This is a genomic window from Pseudomonas sediminis (assembly GCF_039555755.1).
Taxonomy (GTDB): Bacteria; Pseudomonadota; Gammaproteobacteria; order Pseudomonadales; family Pseudomonadaceae; genus Aquipseudomonas; species Aquipseudomonas mendocina_D.
This window is the reverse complement of the sequence record NZ_CP154631.1, coordinates 1-20,809: the sequence shown is the minus strand read 5'-3', so window position 1 is coordinate 20,809 and position 20,809 is coordinate 1. Positions and strand designations below refer to the sequence as shown.

Sequence of the window (20,809 nt, the reverse complement as noted above, 5' to 3'; positions counted from 1 at the left end):
GTCACCGTCAGCTTTCTGACCGAGAAAAGCCGCACTGCCCTAATCAGGCGTGCGGCTTTTCTTTACGTGCAAGGCGCATGTGGCGCCTGAGTAGAACAAGAGGAGATTGCTGTGTCGCGTAGACGCGTCGTGGTTACCGGTATGGGCATGCTGTCGCCGCTGGGTAACGATGTGCCGAGCAGCTGGCAGGGCATTTTGGCCGGGCGCAGTGGCATCGGTCTGATCGAGCATATGGACCTGTCCGCCTACTCCACCCGTTTTGGCGGATCGCTCAAGGGCTTCAACGTCGAGGAATACCTGTCCGCCAAAGAGGCGCGCAAGCTCGACCTGTTCATCCAGTATGGTCTCGCTGCCTGCTTCCAGGCCGTGCGTGATTCCGGGCTGGATATCACCGACGCCAATCGTGAGCGGATCGGTGTGGCCATGGGCTCCGGTATCGGCGGCCTGACCAATATCGAGAACAACTGCAAATCGCTGCACGAGCAGGGACCGCGGCGTATTTCGCCGTTCTTCGTGCCGGGCTCGATCATCAACATGATTTCCGGCTTCCTGTCGATCCACCTGGGTCTGCAGGGGCCGAACTATGCCATCGCCACGGCGTGCACCACCGGCACGCATTGTATCGGTATGGCCGCGCGCAACATTGCCTACGGCGAAGCCGACGTGATGGTTGCCGGCGGTGCCGAGATGGCGGCTTGCGGCCTGGGCATGGGCGGCTTCGGTGCCGCGCGTGCGCTGTCGACGCGTAACGACGAGCCGACCAAGGCCAGCCGTCCGTGGGATAAGGGCCGTGATGGCTTCGTGCTGTCCGATGGTTCCGGCGCCCTGGTGCTGGAAGAGCTGGAGCACGCCAAGGCGCGTGGCGCCACCATCTACGCCGAGCTGATTGGCTTCGGCATGAGCGGCGATGCCTTCCACATGACTTCGCCACCCGAAGATGGCGCCGGTGCAGCGCGCTGCATGGCTGCCGCCCTGCGTGATGCGGGTATCAATGCCGATCAGGTGCAGTACATCAACGCGCATGGCACCTCGACGCCTGCGGGCGACAAGGCTGAAGTCGCCGCGGTGAAAAGCGTGTTCGGTGATCACGCCTACGAGCTGTCGGTCAGCTCGACCAAGTCCATGACCGGTCACCTGCTGGGTGCTGCAGGCGCTGTGGAAGCGATCTTCAGCGTGCTGGCGCTGCGCGATCAGGTTGCGCCGCCGACCATCAACCTGGATGAGCCGGACGAAGGCTGCGATCTGGACTTCGTCGCGCATCAGGCCAAAGCCAGGCCGATCGAGATCGCCCTGTCGAACTCCTTCGGCTTCGGCGGCACCAACGGCTCGCTGCTGTTCCGTCGGTTCAACGGCTGATGCTGAGCTGGGTCAACGGCGCCCCCGGCGAGCAGTCGTCGGTTCGCGACCGTGGCCTGGCTTACGGCGATGGTCTGTTCGAGACCATCGCCGTGCGCGGCGGGCACATTCCGCTGCTGGCGCGGCACATGGCGCGCCTGGCCGATGGCTGTCGGCGTCTGTCCATTCCTCTCGATCTGCTTCTCATGGAGCGCGAGCTGTTGGCGTTCGCCGGGCAGTTGGGCGAGGGTGTGGCCAAACTCATCGTCACCCGTGGCGAGGGCCAGCGCGGCTACGCGCCACCGCAACCCTGTCAGCCGCTGCGCATCCTGCAGTCTGCGGCGTTGCCGCAGTACCCTGCCGCGCATGCCGAGCAGGGCGTGCGTCTGTTTCCCTGCGAGACGCGCCTGGCTGAGCAACCACTGCTGGCCGGGCTCAAGCACCTCAACCGCCTGGAACAGGTGTTGGCGCGCGCCGAATGGCAGGATGCCGAGTGCGCCGAAGGCCTGATGCGCGACAGCAGTGGCCGAGTTATCGAGGGCGTCTACAGCAACCTGTTCCTCGTCGTCGTCGGCGGGCTGGTGACGGCTGATTTGTCGCGCTGTGGCGTGGCCGGCGTGATGCGTGCGGAGATCCTGCAGCAGGCGCAGTTGCTCGGACTGTCTGTCGAGTTACGCGATGTTTCCTTCGACGAACTGCTGGATGCCGATGAAGTCTTTCTCTGCAACAGCCTTTACGGCATCTGGCCTGTACGGGCGCTGCAAGAGCGACACTGGTCGGTCGGGCCGCTCACCCGTAAACTGCAGGCCATCGTCTGCGACCTACTGAGTAACTAACTGGTGCTACGCAAGATCCTGGTGCTGCTTGAATGCGGCGTGTTGTTGGCTGCTCTACTGGTAGTTGGTGCTGCCTGGCAGCAGCAAAGAGCGCTGGAGCAGCCTCTGCATCTGGCTGAAGAAATGCTTCTGGAGGTTCCGTCCGGCGCTACGCCGAGCGGCCTGCTCAATCGTCTGGAAGCAGAAGGTGTCATCGACAATGCCTTCTGGCTGCGCCTTTACTGGCGCTTCAATCTGAATGCGCCTGCCATGCACAGCGGTGAATATCGTTTACTGCCACAACAAACCGCGCGGGATATGCTCGGGCTATGGCGGCGCGGTGAGGTGGTGCAGTACAGCCTCACTCTGGTCGAGGGTTGGAACTTCCGTCAGGTGCGTGCCGCTCTGGCGCGCCAGGAACGCCTGGAGCAGCGTCTGGCCGATCTCAGCGATGCGCAGTTGATGGAGCGCCTGGGCCTGGCCGGACAGAATCCGGAGGGGCGTTTCTTCCCCGATACCTATCGCTTTGTTCGTGGTATGAGCGACGAGGATTTGCTCAAGCAGGCTAACGCACGTCTTGAGGCTGTGCTTGCCGAAGAATGGCAAAAGCGCGCCGAGGGCTTGCCCTATCGCGAGCCCTACGATGCACTGATCATGGCGTCGATGATCGAGAAAGAAACCGGTGTACCCGAAGAACGCGGCGAGATTGCCGGCGTATTCGTGCGCCGCCTGCGCATCGGTATGCGCCTGCAGACCGACCCCACCGTCATTTACGGCATGGGCGAACGCTATAACGGCCGCATCACCCGCGCCGACCTGCGCACGCCAACGCCCTACAACACCTACACCATCGACGGCATGCCGCCGACGCCCATCGCCATGGTCGGCCGTGAGGCGATCAATGCCGCGCTCAACCCGCTCGATGGCACCACGCTGTATTTCGTCGCGCGAGGCGACGGTAGCCACGTGTTCTCCAACACCTTGGTCGAGCACAATCGCGCGGTGCGCGAATATCAGCTCAAGCGTCGCGCCGATTACCGCTCCAGCCCCGCGCCGCGCGCGTCGGCCGAAACTGAATAAGGGCAATCCGTGACCGGTCTGTTTATTACCCTGGAAGGCCCGGAAGGCGCCGGCAAAAGCACCAACCGCGAGTACCTGGCCGAGCGCCTGCGCGAGCGCGGCATTGACGTGTTGTTGACCCGTGAGCCCGGCGGTACACCGCTGGCCGAGCGCATCCGCGAATTGCTGCTCGATCCCAGCGATGAGCCGATGGCGGCCGATACCGAATTGCTGCTGGTATTCGCTGCCCGTGCCCAGCATTTGCAGCAGGTGATTCGTCCGGCTCTGGCCAAAGGCAGCGTGGTGCTGTGCGACCGTTTCACCGATGCCACCTACGCATACCAAGGTGGCGGCCGGGGTCTTTCCATCGAGCGCATCGCGCAACTGGAGCAGTTCGTCCAGGGTGAGCTGCGTCCAGATCTGACGCTGATTTTCGATCTGCCGGTCGAGGTTGGTCTGGCACGCGCGGCGGCACGCGGGCGTCTGGATCGCTTCGAGCAGGAAGGCCGTGGCTTCTTCGAGGCCGTACGCCAGGCCTATCTGCAGCGCGCTGCGCAGGCGCCACAACGTTATCGCGTGCTGGATGCCGGGCAGAGCCTGGCTCAGGTGCAAGTCGATATCGACACCTTGTTGCCGAGCCTGTTGGAGGCCTGCCGTGGCTGAGGTCTATCCCTGGCAACAAACGCTCTGGCAGCAACTGGCCGGGCGTACGCAACATGCTCATGCCTATCTGCTGCATGGCCCGGTCGGGATCGGCAAGCGTGCCCTGGCCGAGCGTCTGATGGCGCGCCTGCTGTGCCAGAGTCCGAACGGGCTGGATGCCTGTGGCAACTGTAAATCCTGCCATTTGCTGGCCGCCGGTACTCACCCGGACAACTATGTGCTGGAGCCGGAAGAGGCGGACAAGCCGATCAAGGTCGATCAGGTGCGTGAGCTGGTCGATTTCGTGGTGCAGACCGCGCAGCTCGGTGGGCGCAAGGTGGTGCTGCTGGAGCCGGCCGAGGCGATGAACCTCAACGCCGCCAACGCGCTGCTGAAAAGCCTGGAAGAGCCGTCCGGCAATACCGTGCTGCTGCTCATCAGTCACCAGCCCAGCCGACTGCTGCCGACCATCAAGAGTCGCTGCGTGCAGCAGGCTTGCCCCTTGCCGAGCGAGGCGATGAGCCTGGCCTGGCTGGCCCAGGCATTGCCCGAACTGGGTGACGATGAGCGCGCCGACCTGCTGACGCTCGCGGCGGGCTCGCCGCTGGCCGCCGTGCGCCTGCAGGCTCAGGGCGTGCGCGAACAGCGTGCCCAGGCCGTGGAGGGTGTGAAGAAGCTACTCAAGCAGCAGATCTCGCCGAGCCAACTGGCCGAAAGCTGGAACTCACTGCCGCTGAATCTGTTGTTCGACTGGTTCTGCGACTGGGCGCAGCTGATGCTGCGCTACCAACTGACTAAGGACGAGGAAAGCCTCGGCCAGGCCGATATGCGCAAGGTGGTGCAATACCTGGCGGACAAGAGCGCGCAGGCCAAGGTATTGGCCATTCAGGAATGGCTGCTCGCGCAGCGGCAGAAGGTGATGGGCAAAGCCAACCTCAACCGCGTGCTGCTGCTCGAAGCGCTGCTGGTGCAATGGGCGTCACTGCCTGGGCAGGATCGCGGCTGAGCCGCGTCATGGCAGGATTCGGCAGGGCGTCACATTCTGCTGGCTGCCTGCCACCTGGTTGTTTGCGCATGAGTATGGTCAGGCCCTAGAATCAGGCATTGAGCAATAAACGCCAGGAATGTGCTGATGAGCCTGCCACCCAATCTGGGTCCCCGTAACGGAATTCTGTCCCTGACCATCAAGGACAAGTCCGTGCTGTACGCGGCCTACATGCCTTTCATCAAGAATGGCGGCCTCTTCATTCCCACCAACAAGAGCTACAAGCTCGGTGACGAAGTGTTCATGCTGCTCAACCTGATGGATGAGCCGGAGAAGATTCCGGTGGCTGGCAAGGTGGTGTGGATCACCCCTAAAGGCGCTCAGGGCAACCGCGCCGCCGGTGTCGGCGTACAGTTCAACGACGGCGATAACACCGCTCGCAACAAGATCGAAACCTACCTCGCTGGCGCGCTGAAGTCCGACCGCCCGACTCACACCATGTAACCTGCTGGCCGCGCGCGTACTGTCCTCGCGGCCGAAGCATCTCCTCCAGAGCGTCCAGGCGCCTGCCACTTTCGATTACAATTCGGGCTTTCCATTTGCCCGAGTTCTCCCGTTGTGCTGATCGACTCCCATTGCCACCTTGATCGTCTCGACCTCGCTGCCCATGGCGGTTCGCTGGATGCTGCCCTGGATGCGGCGCGCGCCGCCGGCGTCGGGCATTTTCTGTGCATTGGCGTCAGCGCTGACAACGCCGCCACGGTCAAGGGCCTGGCCGAGCGCTATGTCGATGTCGATTGCTCGGTGGGCGTGCATCCACTGGATCTCGAGCCGGGCGCCGAACCGGCGCTGGACTGGCTACTGGGCGAGCTGGCACACCCAAAAGTGGTGGCCATTGGTGAGACCGGTCTGGATTACCACTATGAGCCGGAATCCGCTGCGCTGCAGCAGGCCTCCTTCCGTCTGCATCTGGAGGCGGCGCGCATCACGGGTAAGCCGGTAATCGTGCACACCCGCGAGGCCCGCGCCGACACCCTGGCGTTGTTGCGCGAAGCGGCGCTACCGCAGGCTGGCGTGCTGCATTGCTTCACCGAAGACTGGGAGATGGCCAAGGCCGCGCTGGACATCGGTTTCTATATTTCCCTGTCCGGCATCGTCACCTTCCGCAATGCCGAGGCGCTGCGCGATGTGGCGCGCCAGGTGCCGGCTGACCGTCTGCTGGTGGAAACCGACTCGCCTTACCTGGCGCCCGTGCCGCATCGTGGCAAGCCCAACCTGCCGCAATACGTGCGTGAAGTGGCGGAGTACCTGGCGGTGCTGCGTGGGGTTAGCTACGAGGCGCTGGCTGAGCAGACCTCGAGCAACTTCAAGCGTCTGTTCCCGCTGGCAGGTGTGGCTGACGCATAACAGCCCGTAGGGGGCGCCGCGCGCACCAGGCGATGTGAGGCGTTGCAGCCATGGTGGGTTACGCCGCACCCAGATCAGCGAAGCAGTCAGCGACCGTGGCAGGCGGCTAACCCACCCTACGGGAACGGCGATCCGCTGAGCAAAAAAAACCCGGACTCTGGGGGATGAATCCGGGTTAAGACCATTAGGAGTAAATCAAGGTACGCGGTCCACGGTACCTTGGCTGGCGGGGCACTTGGGGGGAGATGCCGCGCACCAGTAAGTTCCAGTATTAGCCATGATCAGCGAGCGTCCAGGCCAAAGCCTGAGTTTTTTAAACGGATTTGGAATACCGCGGACGCTGCTGAGTCCTCACCCTTTTGCCAGCTGGGTTAGCAGGCCCAAGGTCTCTTCGATCACCTGCTCGCTGGTATAGAAATGTGGCGACAGGCGTACGCCTGGACCGCGCTGCACGCAGATCACCTGTTCCTCGCGCAGACGTTGATAAAGCGCGGGGTTGTTCCAGCCTGCCAGGCTGAAGTTGAGGATGCCGGCACGGCGCGCGGGGTCGAGCGGGCTATGAATCACCGCACCGGGTAATGCGCGAATACCGTCGTCGAGGCGCTGCACCCGTTTCTCCAGCAAGGCGCCGACCCGCTCCATACCCACTTCTTCGAGCAACGACAAACTCGCCTCTAGGGCGAAGGCGCCGAGCATGTTCGGGCTGCCGCATTCGAAGCGCCGCGCACTGCGGGCCGGTTGCCAGTCCTGGCGGGTGTAATCGCCGGCGTGCTCCAGCATGTGCCAGCCGTACTCGTGCAGTTTCAGCTGGTCGCGTACCGCACTGCGGCAATAGAACACCCCCAGGCCCTCCGGGCCGAGCATCCATTTGTGGCCGTCGGCCATGGCGAAGTCGCAGTCGTAGGCCTGGACGTCGAAGGGCAGGGCGCCCAGTTGCTGGATGGCATCGATGCAGAACAGCACGCCATGCTGGCGGCAGCCGCGGCCTAGGCGCGGCAGATCCAGACGCAGGCCGCTGGCGAACTGCACAGCACTGATCGATAACAGGCGTGTGCGCGGGGTGAAGGCGGTGAGCAAGGCCGCTTCCGGATCATCACTCTTGAGGTTGACCTCGACTACCTCGACGCCCTGTGCGGCCAATGCCAGCCAGACGATGCGGTTGGAAGGAAACTCCTCGTCGCTGATGATCACCTGGTCACCGGCTCGCCAGTCCAGGCCGAAGGCCACGAAGGAGAGTGCCTCGGAGGTATTCTTGACCAGTGCAATATCACCGGTGCTTGGAGCGTTCATCAGGCGCACAAGGCGTTCGCGTAGGCTACGCTCAAGTTTCAGCCAGTCGGGATAGTCACGTGCACCGCTGCTCACGTTCGCTTCCGAGAACCGTCGAACCGCTTCAGCACTGCGTTTTGGCCAGGGGGCGACTGCCGCATGGTTCAGATAGCGCAGCCCATTTTCCAGGGGGAACTCATCATGAAACACGTACATGGTCGGATGATCCGTGCAATTTGGCCGCATTTGGGCATAATAAGCGGCTTCGATTTTTGACCCCGTAGTCCCTTTATGCAGAAAGAACCCCGTAAGGTCCGCGAATTCCGTCGCCGCGAGCAAGAAATTCTCGATACCGCGCTGAAACTCTTCCTCGAACAAGGAGAAGACAGCGTGACCGTCGAGATGATCGCTGATGCGGTCGGTATCGGCAAAGGCACTATCTACAAGCACTTCAAGTCCAAGGCGGAGATCTACCTGCGCCTGATGCTCGACTACGAGCGCGATCTCAACGAGCTGCTGCATTCGGCCGATGTGGATCGTGACAAGGAAGCGCTGTCGCGTGCGTACTTCGAATTCCGCATGCGCGATCCGCAGCGCTATCGCCTGTTCGACCGTCTGGAAGAGAAGGTGGTCAAGGGCAATCAAGTGCCGGAAATGGTCGAGCAGCTGCACAAGATCCGGGCTTCCAACTTCGAGCGTCTGACCCAGCTGATCAAGGGCCGCATCGCCGAAGGCAAGCTGGAAGACGTGCCGCCGTACTTCCACTATTGCGCAGCCTGGGCCCTGGTGCACGGCGCTGTGGCGCTGTATCACTCGCCGTTCTGGAGCAACGTGCTCGAGGATCAGGAAGGCTTCTTCCAGTTCCTCATGGACATCGGCGTACGCATGGGTAACAAGCGCAAGCGCGACGCCTGATGCCTGGCATGTCGGCCACGGTAATGTGCCGTGGCTGACATAGCGATATACTCCGGTTCTTAACGAACTGGAGCTCTCAATGATCGTCGATCGCCAGGGCAGACGCTTTCGCAACCTCCGCGTCAGCCTGACCGCCGCCTGCAACTACGCCTGCACCTACTGTGTGCCGAACGGCAAGCGTCTGGTCGCCGCTCAGGACGAACTCTCCGCCGACGCCATGGCGCGTGGCGTGGCTTATCTGATCGAAGCAGCCGGTATCGAGCGCCTGCGCATCACCGGTGGTGAACCGCTGGTCAGCACGCGCCTGGAGCCTTTCCTGCGCCAGGTCAGCCAACTCGGTCTCGACGATATCAGCCTGACCACCAACGGCCAGTTGCTCGAGCGCAAGCTACCGCTGCTGGTCGAATGCGGTATCCGCCGTCTCAATGTTTCCCTCGATACCCTCGACGCCGACGCCTTCCGCAGCATCGCCCGTGGTGGCGACCTGGCCACCGTGCTGGCCGGCATGGAAGCGGCGCGCGAAGCCGGGATGAAGATCAAGGTCAACATGGTGCCGTTGCGCGGGCAGAACCTCGACCAGGTACTGCCGCTGCTGGAGTACTGCCTGGAACGCGGTTTCGAGCTGCGCTTCATCGAACTGATGCGCATGGGCCACCTGGCGCGTGACCCCAATGCCTTCAACCAGCAATTCGTCGGTCTGCCCGAGCTGCTCGAGCTGATCGGCAGCCGCCACCAGTACGTTCAGGCCAGCGCACCAGTGGACGCCACGGCGATGCGCTACGCCATTCCCGGTGCCGGTCATTTCGGCGTGATCGCCAACGAAAGCGTGCCGTTCTGCCGTACCTGCTCGCGTCTGCGCCTGTCCTCTACCGGTTGGTTGCACGGCTGCCTGTCGTCGAGCAACCGCCACTACGTTGGCGATCTGTTGGACAAACCCCGTCACCAGGCTTTGCCGGCGTTGCAGCGGCTACTGGTCAAGGCGCTGGGTGACAAGCAGGACTTGGCCTTCTCCGGCGGCGTGACGGTGATGAAGATCATCGGCGGCTGACGCGTTGCTCGCTGTTCTGGAGCGATTGGGTAGCGCAATCCTTCAAGTCTTGCTGCCTGCCCGAGCTGCTCCCTGAAAAGCAGGCGTCGGCCTGCTTGTGCAGGTCGGGTGCGGCGCGGTCTTCTTCACTGTGTTGTTCACTTGTGCGTCTAGCCAGGCGTAGAGGCATCGTGCTCGCTTGCAAGCTACAAGGCCCGCTCGTACCAACTGCGACTCTTGTTGACCATGCGTACCAGCCAGAGCATCACCGGCACCTCGATCAGCACACCGACCACGGTAGCCAGCGCGGCGCCGGAGTCGAAGCCATAGAGCACGATGGCCACCGCCACGGCCAGTTCGAAGAAGTTGGAGGCGCCGATCATGGTCGAGGGACCGGCCACGTCATGGCGTACCTTCAGTGAGCGGTTGAGCCAGTAACCGAGCGCGGCGATGAACAGTGTCTGCAGCAGGATAGGCATGGCCAGAATGCCGATCACCAGCGGTTGTTCGACGATGGCCTGGCCCTGAAAGGAGAACAGCAGCACCAGGGTGGCCAGCAGGGCGATGATGGAGAAGGGGGAGATTTTCGCCAGTGCCGCATCGAAGGCGGGCTTGCCGCGCTTGAGCAGGTGGGCGCGTACCGCCTGGGCGATGGCCAGGGGGATGACGATATACATCACCACCGACAGCAGCAGGGTATCCCACGGCACCGGGATCGACGATACGCCGAGCAGCAGGGCGACTATGGGGGCGAAGGCGAACACCATCACCAGATCGTTGAGCGCCACTTGGCTGATGGTGAAGTTGGCGTTGCCGTTGCACAGGTTGCTCCACACGAACACCATCGCCGTACAGGGTGCGGCGCCGAGCAGAATCAGCCCGGCCATGTAGCTGTCGAGCTGGTCGGCCGGCAGCCAGTCGGCGAACAGGATCTTGATGAACAGCCAGCCGATCAGGGCCATGGAGAAGGGCTTGACCACCCAGTTGACGAACAGGGTGACGCCGATGCCGGCTTTCTGGCCGCGTACTTCATGCAGTGAGCCGAAGTCGATCTTCATCAGCATGGGGATGATCATCACCCAGATCAGCAGGCCGACCGGGATGTTCACCTGGGCAATCTCCATGGCGCCCACCGCCTGGGCGGCCTGCGGAGCGGCCAGGCCGAGTGCCGTACCGGCCGCGATACAGAGGAACACCCACAGAGTCAGGTAGCGTTCGAAGAAACCCAGGGGCGCGCCTGCGGATTGCTTCAGGGCGGTGTCGCACGCATTTGTCATCTTCGCTGCCTATCCTCGTCACGGGCGCATGGCTCAAATATATTCGATTTACTGTATATCTGAAAAATAATATATTCGCTCGTGTGCATCCTTGATGGAAATCAACATGAGCCAGAAAAAGCGTGTCCTGTTCCTCTGCGTGGCCAACTCGTCGCGCTCGCAGATGGCCGAAGCGCTGCTGCGCCATACCGACTCCGAACATTTCGAAGCCTTCAGTGCAGGCACCGCACCCACCGAGGTCGATCCGCGCACCCGCGATGCCCTGGAGCACCTTGGCGTTTCCACCGCCGGGCTGTTCAGCAAGTCCGTCGAGCAGGTAGCGGGCGAGCCTTTCGACTATGTGATCACGCTATGTGACAAGTCTGCGCTGGAGTGCCTGGCGCTGCCTGGTACTGGCGAATACATCGCCTGGAATTTCGAAGATCCGGCGACCAGCTCGCAGAAGGACGCCTATCGCAAGACCCTGCACGAGATCCACGAGCGTATAAAGATGTTCGTGCTGATCAAGAGCAAGCCAGCCATTGCTGCCAACGATGGCATGACGCCCACCGAACTGTTCAAGTGCCTGGCCGATGAGACGCGAGCACGTATCGCCATGCTCGTTACCCTCGAGCAGGAGCTGTGCGTCTGCGAGCTGACCGCCGCGCTGGAAGAGGCTCAGCCGAAGATTTCCCGGCACCTGGCGCTATTGCGCAGCAGCGGTCTGCTGGAAGATCGGCGCAATGGGCAGTGGGTGTACTACCGCCTGCATCCGCACCTGCCCGAGTGGGTCAGGGATGTGCTCAAGCGAACCCTGGACAGCAATGCCGAGTGGCTGCGCCCGGATGTGCAGCGCCTGTGGCAGATGCGTGACCGCCCTGGGCGCAAGCCTGCCTGTGACTGAGAGGCGAGCCTCGTAAAGATTCTGTTCTGACCCATTTCTGGAGCGACACCGTGCAAGACGACCTGCCCAACGCCGAGCTGCAACTGCTCGATCTGCCGACTGCGGACAAGCTCATCATCGAATCGGCCTCGACCCACGCGCCGCGCATCCTGCTGCTGTACGGCTCCACTCGCGAGAAGTCCTTCAGCCGCCTGCTGACCGAGGAGGCCGCGCGTCTGTTGCAGCACTTCGGCGCCGAGACGCGGATCTTCGACCCGCGCGGCCTGCCGTTGCCGGACGATGCGCCGGACAGCCATCCCAAGGTGCAGGAGCTACGCGAGCTGATGCAGTGGTCGGAAGGCCAGGTGTGGTGTTCCCCGGAGCGCCACGGCGCGATGACCGCCGTGTTCAAGGCGCAGATCGACTGGGTGCCGCTGGCCATGGGCGCGGTCCGCCCGACTCAGGGCAAGACCCTGGCGGTGATGCAGGTCTGCGGCGGCTCGCAGTCGTTCAACGTGGTCAACCAACTGCGTGTGCTGGGGCGCTGGATGCGCATGTTCACCATCCCCAACCAGTCCTCGGTGCCCAAGGCCTTCATGGAGTTCGATGCGGAGGGCCGGATGAAGCCGTCCTCGTTCTACGACCGCCTGGTGGACGTGATGGAGGAACTGGTCAAGTTCACCCTGCTGCTGCGCGATCGCTCCGACTACCTGGTCGATCGCTACTCCGAGCGCAAGGAGTCGGCCGAAGAACTGTCCAAACGCGTCAATCAGCGCGCCATCTGAGCGAAGGAACTGCCCGCCATGACTCATCCATACGATGTACTGCACGTGCCCGGCCTGGCCGGCACGCTGATCTTCACACCGTGCCCTGGCACCCGCGAAACCACGCTCGAAGATGCGCTGCTGGCGCTCAAACAGGCCGGTGCTGCGGGTGTGATCACGCTGATGCCCTACAACGAGCTTTCCGCCAACGGCGCCGAACGGATCGCCCAGCAGTGCCAGGCCCTGGACCTGGCCTGGTATCACCTGCCGGTGGCCGACGAACAGGTGCCGCTGGAGGATTTCGGCGAGGGCTGGCGGGCGTCCCGCCAGGTGATCGTCGAGCACCTGCGTGCAGGCCGCTCGCTGGCCATTCACTGCAAGGGCGGCTCCGGGCGTACCGGCCTGATCGCTGCGCGCATCCTCATCGAAGCCGGCATCGCGCGTAGTGAGGCCATTGCCCTGGTGCAGGCGCTGCGGCCCAAGGCCATCCAGCATCCCGCCCACGTCAACTGGATCAACCAGTTCGACACGACCCACTGACAGAGGCATCGAAATGACCATCAAAGTAGGCATCAACGGTTTTGGCCGCATCGGCCGTCTGGCTCTGCGTGCCGCCTGGAACTGGCCCGAACTGGCGTTCGTGCAGATCAACGACCCGGCAGGCGACGCTGCTACCCACGCGCACCTGCTCAACTTCGACTCGGTGCATGGCCGCTGGCAGCATGAGGCGAGCAGCGACGGCGACTGCGTGCTGATCGACGGCAAGCGCATCGCGGTGACTGCCAACAAGGCCATTTCCGACACCGACTGGAGTGGCTGCGACCTGGTGCTCGAGGCCAGCGGCAAGATGAAGACGGTCGCCGTGCTGCAGGGCTATCTGGACCAGGGCGTGGGGCGCGTGGTGGTCTGCGCGCCGGTCAAGGAGCAGGGCGCGCTGAACGTGGTGATGGGCGTCAACCAGCACCTGTTCGACCCGGCGCAGCACCGCATCGTCACTGCGGCCTCCTGCACCACCAACTGTCTGGCGCCGGTGGTCAAGGTGATCCACGAGGCGCTGGGCATTCGCCACGGCTCGATCACCACCATCCACGACCTGACCAACACCCAGAGCATCCTCGACCAACCGCACAAGGATCTGCGTCGCGCCCGTGCCTCGGGTATGAGCCTGATTCCGACCACCACCGGTTCTGCTACGGCGATTGCCGAGATCTTCCCGGAGCTGCGCGGCAAGTTGAACGGCCATGCCGTGCGCGTGCCGCTGGCCAACGCCTCGCTGACCGACTGCGTGTTCGAGGTCGAGCGCGCCACCACCGCCGAGGAGGTCAATGCGCTGCTCAAGGCGGCCGCCGATGGCCCGCTGAAGAACATCCTTGGTTACGAGGAGCGCCCGCTGGTGTCCATCGACTACCGTACCGATCCGCGCTCGTCCATCGTCGATGCGCTGTCGACCATGGTGGTGGCCGGCACTCAGGTGAAGATCTATGCCTGGTATGACAACGAATGGGGCTATGCCAACCGTGTGGTGGAGCTGGCGCGGATGGTCGGCCAGGCCGGCTGACATCGATGATGTGTGGGAGGGGCTTTAGCCGCGACCGGAGCGCTGCAGGTCGCGGCTAAAACGGAATGCCGCCCAGCCCTCCCACCTGATCGCACCTACCTCCCCGAGTAGAATCGATATGCACGCCCTCGCACGACTTTCCCCCGAGATCCGCCAGTACCTCTTGGTAACCGGCAACTACTGGGCCTTTACCCTCACCGACGGCGCACTGCGCATGCTGGTGGTGCTGCATTTTCACAGCCTCGGCTACACGCCGCTGCAGATCGCCGCGCTGTTTCTGTTCTACGAGATCTTCGGCGTGGTCACCAACCTGGTGGGTGGCTACCTCGGCGCACGTCTGGGCCTCAACCGCACCATGAACATCGGCCTCGGCTTGCAGGTGCTGGCGTTGTTGATGCTCACCGTGCCGGCTGCCTGGTTGACGGTGCCCTGGGTCATGGGCGCCCAGGCGCTGTCCGGTATCGCCAAGGATCTGAACAAGATGAGCGCCAAGAGCTCGATCAAGCTCCTGGTGCCGGACAGTCAGCAGGGCACGCTGTACAAGTGGGTGGCCATCCTCACCGGTTCGAAGAATGCGCTCAAGGGCGTCGGCTTCTTCCTCGGTGGTGCGCTGCTCGCCGTGCTTGGCTTTGCCGGCGCAGTGCTGGCGATGGCCGCTGCACTGGCGCTGATCTGGCTGGCCAGCCTGGTATTGCTGAAGAAGGACCTGGGCAAGGCCAAGGCCAAGCCGAAATTTCGCGACATGCTCTCCAAGAGCCGGGCGATCAACATTCTTTCGGCGGCCCGGCTGTTTCTCTTCGGTGCGCGCGACGTCTGGTTCGTGGTGGCGCTGCCGGTGTACCTGAGCACCGTGTTCGGCTGGGACTTCTGGCTGGTCGGTGGCTTTCTCGCGGCCTGGGTGATCGGCTACGGCATCGTGCAATCGCTTGCCCCGCGCATCACCGGCAAGCAAAGCGGGCATGTGCCGGACGGCCGCGCGGCTTTCGTCTGGGCCGCACTGCTGGCCGGTCTGCCGGCGCTGATTGCCTTGGGGCTGGGCACTGGCTGGTCGGCGCAGGTGGTCTTGCTCGGCGGGCTGATGCTGTTCGGCGTGCTGTTCGCGGTGAATTCCTCGCTGCACAGCTACTTGATCGTCAGCTACGCCAAGGAGGACGGCGTATCGCTGGACGTGGGCTTCTACTACATGTCCAACGCGCTGGGGCGGCTGATCGGCACGCTGCTTTCGGGCTGGGTCTTCCAGGCCCATGGGCTGGAGGCCTGTCTGTGGGTGTCCAGCGTGTTCGTGCTGGCCGCCGCGCTGATTTCCATCGCCTTGCCCAGACATCGCGAGTCCGCTCGGCAGGCCTGACCCAGCCGTTCGGAGCGGAGGCTTTCAGGTCTGCGTTGTGCTCAGGAACTGCTCGATCTCGGCGGCAGTGCTGCGCGCGGTGCGAGTCACCCCGATCAGGGTGGCCGAGGCCGAGCCGGTCCATTCGCCGTAGCCCACCAGCCATAGCCTGGGTTCGTGGATGGCGCGCGTACCGTCGACCTCGATTCGCCCTTCATCGGTGATCAGCCCCAGGCTGGCCAGGTGTTCCAGCGCAGGTTTGAAACCGGTACACCAGATCACCGCATCCACCTCGCTCTGCGTGCCATCGGACCAGACCACGCCATCGCGGGTGAAACGTTGAAAGGGGCGTACCGCGTGCAGCACGCCGCGCTCCCGCGCCTCGACCACGGGCGGCACCATCACCACATCGCCGAGCCCGCCCACCGGCTGGTCGATGACGCGACCTTCCTGCTGGGCTTTCCAGCGCTCGGTGGCGCGTTCGAACAGCACGCGACCATCGACATCATCGGGCAGAAACAGCGGCTCGGTGGGCGTCACCCAGGTGGCGTCGGCCACTTTGGAAACCTCTGCTAGGATCTGCGCCCCGGAGTTGCCAGCGCCCACCACCAGCACCCGTTTACCTGCGAACGGCTGCGCCTCGACATAGTGGGCCGAGTGCAACTGTTGGCCGCCAAAGAGCTCGCTGCCAGGATAGTGAGGGATGTGCGGATGGCTCCAGGTACCGGTGGCGCTGACCACCGCCCTGGCGTCCCAATACCCCTGCTCGGCATACACGCGCAGCGCCCCCGCCAGGCGCTCCACCGAAGTGACCCGCACGGGGCGCTGCACCGCAAACTGGTAGCGTTGCTCGTAGCGCGTAAGGTAATCGACGACGTGATCGCGCGTGGGGTAGCCATCCTCAACCGGCGGCATCATCCAGCCGGGGATCGAACTCCAGGTCGCCGGGGAGAACAGTCGCAAGGAATTCCAGCCGTGACGCCAGGCGCCGCCGGGCCCATCCTCGGCATCGAGCATCACCAATGACAAACCGGTGCGACGCAGGAAGTACGCGGTCGCCAGAGCGGCCTGGCCGCCACCGATGATGACCACGTCGTGCATGGCTTCAGATTGAACGGTCATCTGTGGGCTCCTGCGCTATTTGGAAGGGAGAGTCTATCGCCATGCAGGCCTGGGACGGTGATGTGCGACAAGTCTGCTGCCATTGGTTGAGGGAAGGTTAGCGAGCAGCGGCAAAATGCGGCTGTCAGCGCGCGGGGTGAGCACCGCGGGGCCATGGCATTGAGCAGTGCCCTGACCTCGGTGAGACGCTGAAGTATCCAGCGCAGATGAGCCGGCATCAGGCGTTGGTAACACCATCGTGAATGAGGCTGGCGCAGAATCTGCATCTATGCGCTATCCGCCGGTTTTCCGTCACCGGCATAAGGAGGATGGATTCATGCGTAACCTGCTTCTACTGGTGGCGCTGCTGGGGCTGGCTGGCTGCATGAAGGTCAGCGATCTGGCCAGTGGCGCCGAGTACCACCTGCGCGATGCCGGTTTTCTCGACCATGGCCGCACCGAGCGCATGGCTTCGCGGCGCCTGCAGCAGGACTCCTTCATCTACATCGCCCAAGGCCACTTCGTGCCGCCAGGCCACGGCTACCCGCGGCCCAATGTGGTGGCCGAGGAGGCCTTCAAGGGCTTCGTCGAATACTTCCCGCTGGTGCGCCGCGCGCGTCAGCCGGCAGGTCTTGACGAAGCCATGGCCGAAGCCCGTGCTGCTGGCGCGCACTACCTGCTGTACGCCCGTTTCGCCTACAGCGACGACCGTATCGGCACCCTGGAGGAGTGGGAAGATCAGGAAGCACTGGATCGTCTCGGCGCCGACCGGGCATCGATTCAGCTGATGCTGATCGAAACCAACACTCGCTACCTGGTGGACACCGCGCGGATTCGCAGCCGTGGCGGATTCCTGACGTTCTACGATGCCCGACCGCAGGACCTGATCGGCCCGCCGCTGCATGATTACGCGCGCAGCCTGATCGGTGTCGGGCGTTAAGGATGCCCTGAAAAAACTATTTACCGTCACTCCCGCGAAGGCGGGAGTCTGGGACTTTCGTGGCCTCTGAATGATTCCCCTCCGGGCCAGCGCAAGCGCTGTTCAGCGATGAAACCGCTGTCCCACCTTCGTGGGAATGACGACTATTTCAGACCGTCTTTAAAGGGCACAATCCGCGCGCTACCTTCGTGGGAGGGGCTTTAGCCGCGACAGCTGCCACGGTGTATCCTCTTCGGTTCGCAGCAATGGACGAGGAGAGAGCATGAGCGATCCAGGCAAGGCCGGCGACCTGCTGGCGCAGATCCCCAAGGGCGAAGGCAAGGGCCTGCCCCCCGTGCACCTGTGGAACCCCGATTTCTGTGGCGATATCGACATGCGCATCGCCCGCGATGGCACCTGGTATTACCAGGGTACGCCCATCGGCCGCAAACCCATGGTGCGGCTGTTTTCCACCATCATCCGCCGTGACGGCGAGGACTATTTCCTGATCACCCCGGTGGAGAAGGTCGGCATCCAGGTCGAGGATGCGCCCTTCGTTGCCGTGACCCTGCAGGTGGAAGGTGAGGGCGAAGCGCAGGTGCTGCGCTTTACCACCAATGTCGAGGACGAAGTCGTGGCCGGCGTCGAACACCCGATTCGGGTGGAGATCGATCCTGCGACACTCGAACCCTCGCCCTACATTCTGGTGCGGCGTAACCTCGAGGCGCTGATTCACCGCAACGTGTTCTACCAGTTGGTAGAACTGGCGGTGGAGCGCGAAATAGGCGGAGAGCCCTGGTTGGGCGTGTGGAGTGCCGGGGAGTTCTATCCCATCGGGCCGTCCCCGGTCTGAGCGGGCAATTCGGGAGCAACGCCGGTACGCGCAGCGCACCCAACGGGTTTGACAGGAGACGCAAATGGATGAGCATCGCATCGAAACCGAACGCCTGACGCTGCGCCCGCCGCAGCCGCAGGATGCCGACGAGATACAGCGCCTGGCCGGTGATTTTCGCATCGCCGATGTCACCCGCAGCATTCCCCATCCCTATCCGCCCGCGCTGGCGCAGCAGTGGATCGAACGCTGCGCGCAGGATTGGGCCAGCGGTGCGGCGGCCAACTTCATCATCACCGAGTCGGACAGCGGCAAGCTGGTCGGCAGCATGGCGCTCAAGGACATCAATCGAGGCGAGGCCGAGGTGGGCTACTGGATCGGCGTGCCCTACTGGAGCCGTGGCTACGCCAGCGAAGCCTGCAATGCCCTGGTGTATTTCGCCTTCCAGCAACTGCGTCTGCGTCGCCTGCACGCCAGCCATCTGGCGCGCAATCCGCAATCCGGCCGTGTACTGTTCAAGGCCGGGTTCCGCCATCTGGGCCTGGGCCACAGCCAGTGCGGTTGCCAGGGCAAGCTGGAGCCGGTCGAGCTTTATGAGCGGGTTTCCGGCGAGTGATCCGCGCTCTGTTCATCTGCAGTCGCAATCGTTTGCGCAGCCCGACAGCCGAGCGGGTATTCGCGCAGTGGCCAGGCGTCGAGACCGACTCAGCCGGGCTCGCCCCTGACGCCGAGGTTCGTGTTTCGGCAGAACAGCTCGACTGGGCGACCCTGATTTTCGTGATGGAGAAGAACCAGCGCAGCAAGCTGACGCGCCAGTACCGGGCGGTACTGGCAGGCAAGCGGGTGATCTGCCTGGATATTCCCGATGACTACGGCTACATGCAGCCGGAGTTGGTCAGCCTGTTGCAGCGCAAGGTGCCCGCTCTGTTGCGTTGAGCCTGGCTCAGCGCACCCGATCCCGGCTCTGTACCGCCAGGTCCAGCGCCTTCTGCATGTCCAGCCGCGCCGAGCGGCCCACGTCCTTGTTGCTTATTTGGTAGTTGCGCTCGGACGGCAGGATCGGCGCGGTCAGGTCTTCGGCGTCCATCGGTTCGAAGTCGTAATCACCGCCAATGGTCATGGCGCTGCGGCGCAACAGCATGCGCACCTGTTCCGGTTGCAGGCGCGGATTGATCGACAGCATGGCGGCGACCACGCCAGTTACCAGCGGCGTGGCGTAGGAGGTGCCGCAATGCACCTCGCCGGTTGCGTCGACTTCACGGGTGGAGGCGCGGGCACAGGCGGCGGCGGTGATGTCGACGCGCATGTCGACGTTCGACGAGTTGCGTTTGACCGCGTAGCTCGGGTCGTCGATTTCAACCTCGTCCTTCTTGCTGCGCTGATGCCCACCGACCACCAGCAGTTGCTCGGTGATGAAGGAGGAGGGCAGGCGGTACTCGTCCCTGCCTGAGTAGGACGAGCCATTGCCGGCGGAGTTGATCACCAGCACGTCCGGGTGTTCCTCACGCAGCCACAGGAAGAATTCTTCCAGCAGTTCCTCGTAGCCGCTCATGGCGATGCCGGAGCGCACCAGCGAGTCGATCTCGTCGCCTTCGACGTTGCGCGTACCGACGCGGTGAATGCCCCAGCTCCAGTTGAGCACGCGCACGCCGTCTTCCACCAGGTTGACCGACGCGGCGATATTGGCGGTGATGCCGGCATCCGAGTTGCGCTCGACTATCACCTCGAAGCCCTGGCTGGCCTTGTCCAGCCCGCGCAGGAAACCGGTGTTGCCGCCCTTGTCCCAGTGCGCGGCGAGGATGCCGGCCACGGTGCTGCCGTGGTTGTCCGGCTCGTCGGCGTCACGAGCATAGACACAGGTGCGCGGCTGGCCGTCGGGGCAGGCACCGAGGTAATCGGCGAAGTCGGGGCGTCGAAGTCGACGTTGCGCTCGATCACGCCGATGCGGATCGGCTCGGCTTCGATGGGTGTATCGCCCGCCGGAATGCGCCGCTGGTAATAGTTCACCGCATCCATGAAGCGGTTGGCCGCCCATTCCTCGGAGTTCTTCTCCGGTTTGTGTGCCGGCTTGCGCGCGGCCTCGCTTTCCTCACCGCGCTCCGGCGCGCTTTCCTCCACGACCACGGCATCGACGCTGGTTTCATTGCCGATGCGCAGCACCAGCGCATCGCGCTCGGTCAGGTTCTGCACCGGCAGGCGCAACTGGTAGACGTTCAGGGGCGGGATGACGCCGACCACCTCGGCGTCGTATTTCTTCGCCAGACGCTTGGCCTCGTCGAGACCGTCGTGGCTCTCCTCGATCAGCAGGCTGACCAGATCGACATAGGTGGTCAGGCCATCCATGTTCTTCGCCACTTCATCCGGGCCGGCGGCGAGCACGTGGCTGCGATGCAGCGACAGCCACACCGGGTTGCTGGCGCGCGAGCCGTCTTCCAGCCACAGCGGTGCGCTGCGATGTTCGTTGCTGTTGAGCTGCAGGCGCAGGGTGTCGCCGCTGCGTTGCACCGCCGAGGCGGGCAGGGTGTCGTCGCCGAGATGCAGCTTGGGCAACTTCTCGCCTAGGCCACGCACCTGCATGCACCATTGCTGCCGTTCACTGGCAAGCAGATCGCCACAGCGTTGCAGACTCTGGATGCGCAAAGCTTCCTGGGCGTCGGCAAGCGGGCTGAGCACAGCCATGACGAGAGCGGACAGAAGAACGCGGTTGGGCAGCAT

General features: G+C 63.5%; 21 protein-coding genes and 1 pseudogene. 18 read left to right on the top strand and 4 right to left on the bottom strand.

Features of this window, described 5'->3' with window-relative positions; genetic code table 11:
- Window positions 1-111: 111 nt before the first annotated feature.
- The 7 genes from fabF (at window position 112) to AAEQ75_RS00080 (ending at window position 6,243) form a co-directional block, all read left to right on the top strand.
- On the top strand, window positions 112-1,356 hold the full coding sequence (fabF, locus tag AAEQ75_RS00110) for a beta-ketoacyl-ACP synthase II (protein ID WP_256834636.1): 1,245 nt from the start codon (window positions 112-114) through the stop codon (window positions 1,354-1,356).
- Window positions 1,356-2,171, top strand: coding sequence for an aminodeoxychorismate lyase (pabC, locus tag AAEQ75_RS00105; protein ID WP_343350494.1), 816 nt, complete (start codon window positions 1,356-1,358; stop codon window positions 2,169-2,171). Before fabF ends, pabC begins: the two co-directional genes overlap by 1 nt.
- Before the next feature lie 3 nt (window positions 2,172-2,174).
- Window positions 2,175-3,230 carry an endolytic transglycosylase MltG gene (gene mltG / locus AAEQ75_RS00100; RefSeq protein ID WP_343350493.1) on the top strand — a complete coding sequence of 352 codons (1,056 nt, stop codon included), beginning with the start codon at window positions 2,175-2,177 and terminating at the stop codon, window positions 3,228-3,230.
- A gap of 9 nt (window positions 3,231-3,239) precedes the next feature.
- A complete protein-coding gene (tmk, locus tag AAEQ75_RS00095) occupies window positions 3,240-3,872 on the top strand; it encodes a dTMP kinase (RefSeq protein WP_343350492.1) in 633 nt (210 codons plus the stop codon).
- A complete protein-coding gene (locus AAEQ75_RS00090; RefSeq protein WP_343350491.1) occupies window positions 3,865-4,857 on the top strand; it encodes a DNA polymerase III subunit delta' in 993 nt (330 codons plus the stop codon). Before tmk ends, AAEQ75_RS00090 begins: the two co-directional genes overlap by 8 nt.
- Before the next feature lie 126 nt (window positions 4,858-4,983).
- The gene (locus AAEQ75_RS00085; RefSeq protein ID WP_003245164.1) at window positions 4,984-5,340 is read left to right on the top strand and encodes a PilZ domain-containing protein; all 357 of its coding nucleotides are present in this window, start codon (window positions 4,984-4,986) and stop codon (window positions 5,338-5,340) included.
- Window positions 5,341-5,454: 114 nt separating this feature from the next.
- Window positions 5,455-6,243 (top strand): TatD family hydrolase, encoded by a 789-nt coding sequence (locus AAEQ75_RS00080; protein WP_343350490.1) that lies wholly within the window; start codon window positions 5,455-5,457, stop codon window positions 6,241-6,243.
- Window positions 6,244-6,594: 351 nt separating this feature from the next.
- Here AAEQ75_RS00080 and AAEQ75_RS00075 read toward each other — a convergent pair whose 3' ends face one another.
- Entirely contained in the window at window positions 6,595-7,728 is a 1,134-nt protein-coding gene (locus AAEQ75_RS00075; RefSeq protein ID WP_343350489.1) for an aminotransferase class V-fold PLP-dependent enzyme, read from the bottom strand.
- A 75-nt stretch (window positions 7,729-7,803) separates the two neighbouring features.
- Between AAEQ75_RS00075 and AAEQ75_RS00070 the strand changes: the two genes are divergently transcribed.
- Together AAEQ75_RS00070 and AAEQ75_RS00065 are read left to right on the top strand one after the other, a co-directional pair.
- Entirely contained in the window at window positions 7,804-8,427 is a 624-nt protein-coding gene (locus tag AAEQ75_RS00070) for a TetR/AcrR family transcriptional regulator (RefSeq protein ID WP_003461933.1), read from the top strand.
- A gap of 79 nt (window positions 8,428-8,506) precedes the next feature.
- On the top strand, window positions 8,507-9,475 hold the full coding sequence (locus AAEQ75_RS00065) for a GTP 3',8-cyclase MoaA (protein ID WP_343350488.1): 969 nt from the start codon (window positions 8,507-8,509) through the stop codon (window positions 9,473-9,475).
- 185 nt (window positions 9,476-9,660) lie between these two features.
- Here the strand turns inward: AAEQ75_RS00065 and arsB are convergent, their stop codons facing one another.
- Window positions 9,661-10,731 carry an ACR3 family arsenite efflux transporter gene (gene arsB / locus AAEQ75_RS00060; RefSeq protein ID WP_343350487.1) on the bottom strand — a complete coding sequence of 357 codons (1,071 nt, stop codon included), beginning with the start codon at window positions 10,729-10,731 and terminating at the stop codon, window positions 9,661-9,663.
- Window positions 10,732-10,837: 106 nt separating this feature from the next.
- Between arsB and AAEQ75_RS00055 the strand changes: the two genes are divergently transcribed.
- The 5 genes from AAEQ75_RS00055 to arsJ all read left to right on the top strand — a co-directional run bounded on the left by AAEQ75_RS00055 (window position 10,838) and on the right by arsJ (window position 15,263).
- Complete coding sequence (locus AAEQ75_RS00055; RefSeq protein ID WP_343350486.1) at window positions 10,838-11,614, top strand: metalloregulator ArsR/SmtB family transcription factor; 777 nt, start codon at window positions 10,838-10,840, stop codon at window positions 11,612-11,614.
- A gap of 50 nt (window positions 11,615-11,664) precedes the next feature.
- The gene (gene arsH, locus AAEQ75_RS00050; RefSeq protein ID WP_430523433.1) at window positions 11,665-12,378 is read left to right on the top strand and encodes an arsenical resistance protein ArsH; all 714 of its coding nucleotides are present in this window, start codon (window positions 11,665-11,667) and stop codon (window positions 12,376-12,378) included.
- 18 nt (window positions 12,379-12,396) lie between these two features.
- Window positions 12,397-12,897, top strand: a complete 501-nt coding sequence (locus AAEQ75_RS00045) for a cyclin-dependent kinase inhibitor 3 family protein (protein ID WP_343350484.1) — start codon at window positions 12,397-12,399, stop codon at window positions 12,895-12,897.
- A gap of 13 nt (window positions 12,898-12,910) precedes the next feature.
- Window positions 12,911-13,915, top strand: coding sequence for an ArsJ-associated glyceraldehyde-3-phosphate dehydrogenase (locus tag AAEQ75_RS00040; protein ID WP_343350483.1), 1,005 nt, complete (start codon window positions 12,911-12,913; stop codon window positions 13,913-13,915).
- Between the two features lie 118 nt (window positions 13,916-14,033).
- The gene (gene arsJ, locus AAEQ75_RS00035) at window positions 14,034-15,263 is read left to right on the top strand and encodes an organoarsenical effux MFS transporter ArsJ (protein WP_343350482.1); all 1,230 of its coding nucleotides are present in this window, start codon (window positions 14,034-14,036) and stop codon (window positions 15,261-15,263) included.
- Between the two features lie 24 nt (window positions 15,264-15,287).
- Here arsJ and AAEQ75_RS00030 read toward each other — a convergent pair whose 3' ends face one another.
- A complete protein-coding gene (locus AAEQ75_RS00030; protein WP_343350481.1) occupies window positions 15,288-16,364 on the bottom strand; it encodes an ArsO family NAD(P)H-dependent flavin-containing monooxygenase in 1,077 nt (358 codons plus the stop codon).
- Window positions 16,365-16,680: 316 nt separating this feature from the next.
- Here AAEQ75_RS00030 and AAEQ75_RS00025 point away from each other — a divergent pair, with 316 nt between their 5' ends.
- The 4 genes from AAEQ75_RS00025 (at window position 16,681) to AAEQ75_RS00010 (ending at window position 19,030) form a co-directional block, all read left to right on the top strand.
- Window positions 16,681-17,283 carry a DUF4823 domain-containing protein gene (locus tag AAEQ75_RS00025; protein ID WP_343350480.1) on the top strand — a complete coding sequence of 201 codons (603 nt, stop codon included), beginning with the start codon at window positions 16,681-16,683 and terminating at the stop codon, window positions 17,281-17,283.
- A 262-nt stretch (window positions 17,284-17,545) separates the two neighbouring features.
- Complete coding sequence (locus AAEQ75_RS00020) at window positions 17,546-18,115, top strand: DUF1285 domain-containing protein (protein ID WP_074675208.1); 570 nt, start codon at window positions 17,546-17,548, stop codon at window positions 18,113-18,115.
- A 64-nt stretch (window positions 18,116-18,179) separates the two neighbouring features.
- On the top strand, window positions 18,180-18,710 hold the full coding sequence (locus AAEQ75_RS00015) for a GNAT family N-acetyltransferase (protein WP_343350479.1): 531 nt from the start codon (window positions 18,180-18,182) through the stop codon (window positions 18,708-18,710).
- Entirely contained in the window at window positions 18,707-19,030 is a 324-nt protein-coding gene (locus AAEQ75_RS00010) for a low molecular weight protein tyrosine phosphatase family protein (RefSeq protein ID WP_343350478.1), read from the top strand. The genes AAEQ75_RS00015 and AAEQ75_RS00010 overlap by 4 nt, the downstream gene beginning before the upstream one ends.
- Before the next feature lie 7 nt (window positions 19,031-19,037).
- Here AAEQ75_RS00010 and AAEQ75_RS00005 read toward each other — a convergent pair.
- Window positions 19,038-20,773 (bottom strand): annotated as a pseudogene (locus AAEQ75_RS00005) (S8/S53 family peptidase).
- Window positions 20,774-20,809 lie beyond the last annotated feature (36 nt).

What these genes read in the sequence shown, in the direction of transcription:
- AAEQ75_RS00030 (WP_343350481.1), bottom strand. Translation starts at nt 16,364, where the DNA reads ATGACCGTTCAATCTGAAGCCATGCACGACGTGGTCATCATCGGTGGC.
- pabC (WP_343350494.1), top strand. Translation starts at nt 1,356, where the DNA reads ATGCTGAGCTGGGTCAACGGCGCCCCCGGCGAGCAGTCGTCGGTTCGC.
- AAEQ75_RS00065 (WP_343350488.1), top strand. Translation starts at nt 8,507, where the DNA reads ATGATCGTCGATCGCCAGGGCAGACGCTTTCGCAACCTCCGCGTCAGC.
- arsJ (WP_343350482.1), top strand. Translation starts at nt 14,034, where the DNA reads ATGCACGCCCTCGCACGACTTTCCCCCGAGATCCGCCAGTACCTCTTG.
- AAEQ75_RS00045 (WP_343350484.1), top strand. Translation starts at nt 12,397, where the DNA reads ATGACTCATCCATACGATGTACTGCACGTGCCCGGCCTGGCCGGCACG.
- AAEQ75_RS00015 (WP_343350479.1), top strand. Translation starts at nt 18,180, where the DNA reads ATGGATGAGCATCGCATCGAAACCGAACGCCTGACGCTGCGCCCGCCG.
- AAEQ75_RS00040 (WP_343350483.1), top strand. Translation starts at nt 12,911, where the DNA reads ATGACCATCAAAGTAGGCATCAACGGTTTTGGCCGCATCGGCCGTCTG.
- arsB (WP_343350487.1), bottom strand. Translation starts at nt 10,731, where the DNA reads ATGACAAATGCGTGCGACACCGCCCTGAAGCAATCCGCAGGCGCGCCC.
- AAEQ75_RS00075 (WP_343350489.1), bottom strand. Translation starts at nt 7,728, where the DNA reads ATGTACGTGTTTCATGATGAGTTCCCCCTGGAAAATGGGCTGCGCTAT.
- AAEQ75_RS00020 (WP_074675208.1), top strand. Translation starts at nt 17,546, where the DNA reads ATGAGCGATCCAGGCAAGGCCGGCGACCTGCTGGCGCAGATCCCCAAG.
- AAEQ75_RS00055 (WP_343350486.1), top strand. Translation starts at nt 10,838, where the DNA reads ATGAGCCAGAAAAAGCGTGTCCTGTTCCTCTGCGTGGCCAACTCGTCG.
- AAEQ75_RS00070 (WP_003461933.1), top strand. Translation starts at nt 7,804, where the DNA reads ATGCAGAAAGAACCCCGTAAGGTCCGCGAATTCCGTCGCCGCGAGCAA.
- AAEQ75_RS00085 (WP_003245164.1), top strand. Translation starts at nt 4,984, where the DNA reads ATGAGCCTGCCACCCAATCTGGGTCCCCGTAACGGAATTCTGTCCCTG.
- AAEQ75_RS00025 (WP_343350480.1), top strand. Translation starts at nt 16,681, where the DNA reads ATGCGTAACCTGCTTCTACTGGTGGCGCTGCTGGGGCTGGCTGGCTGC.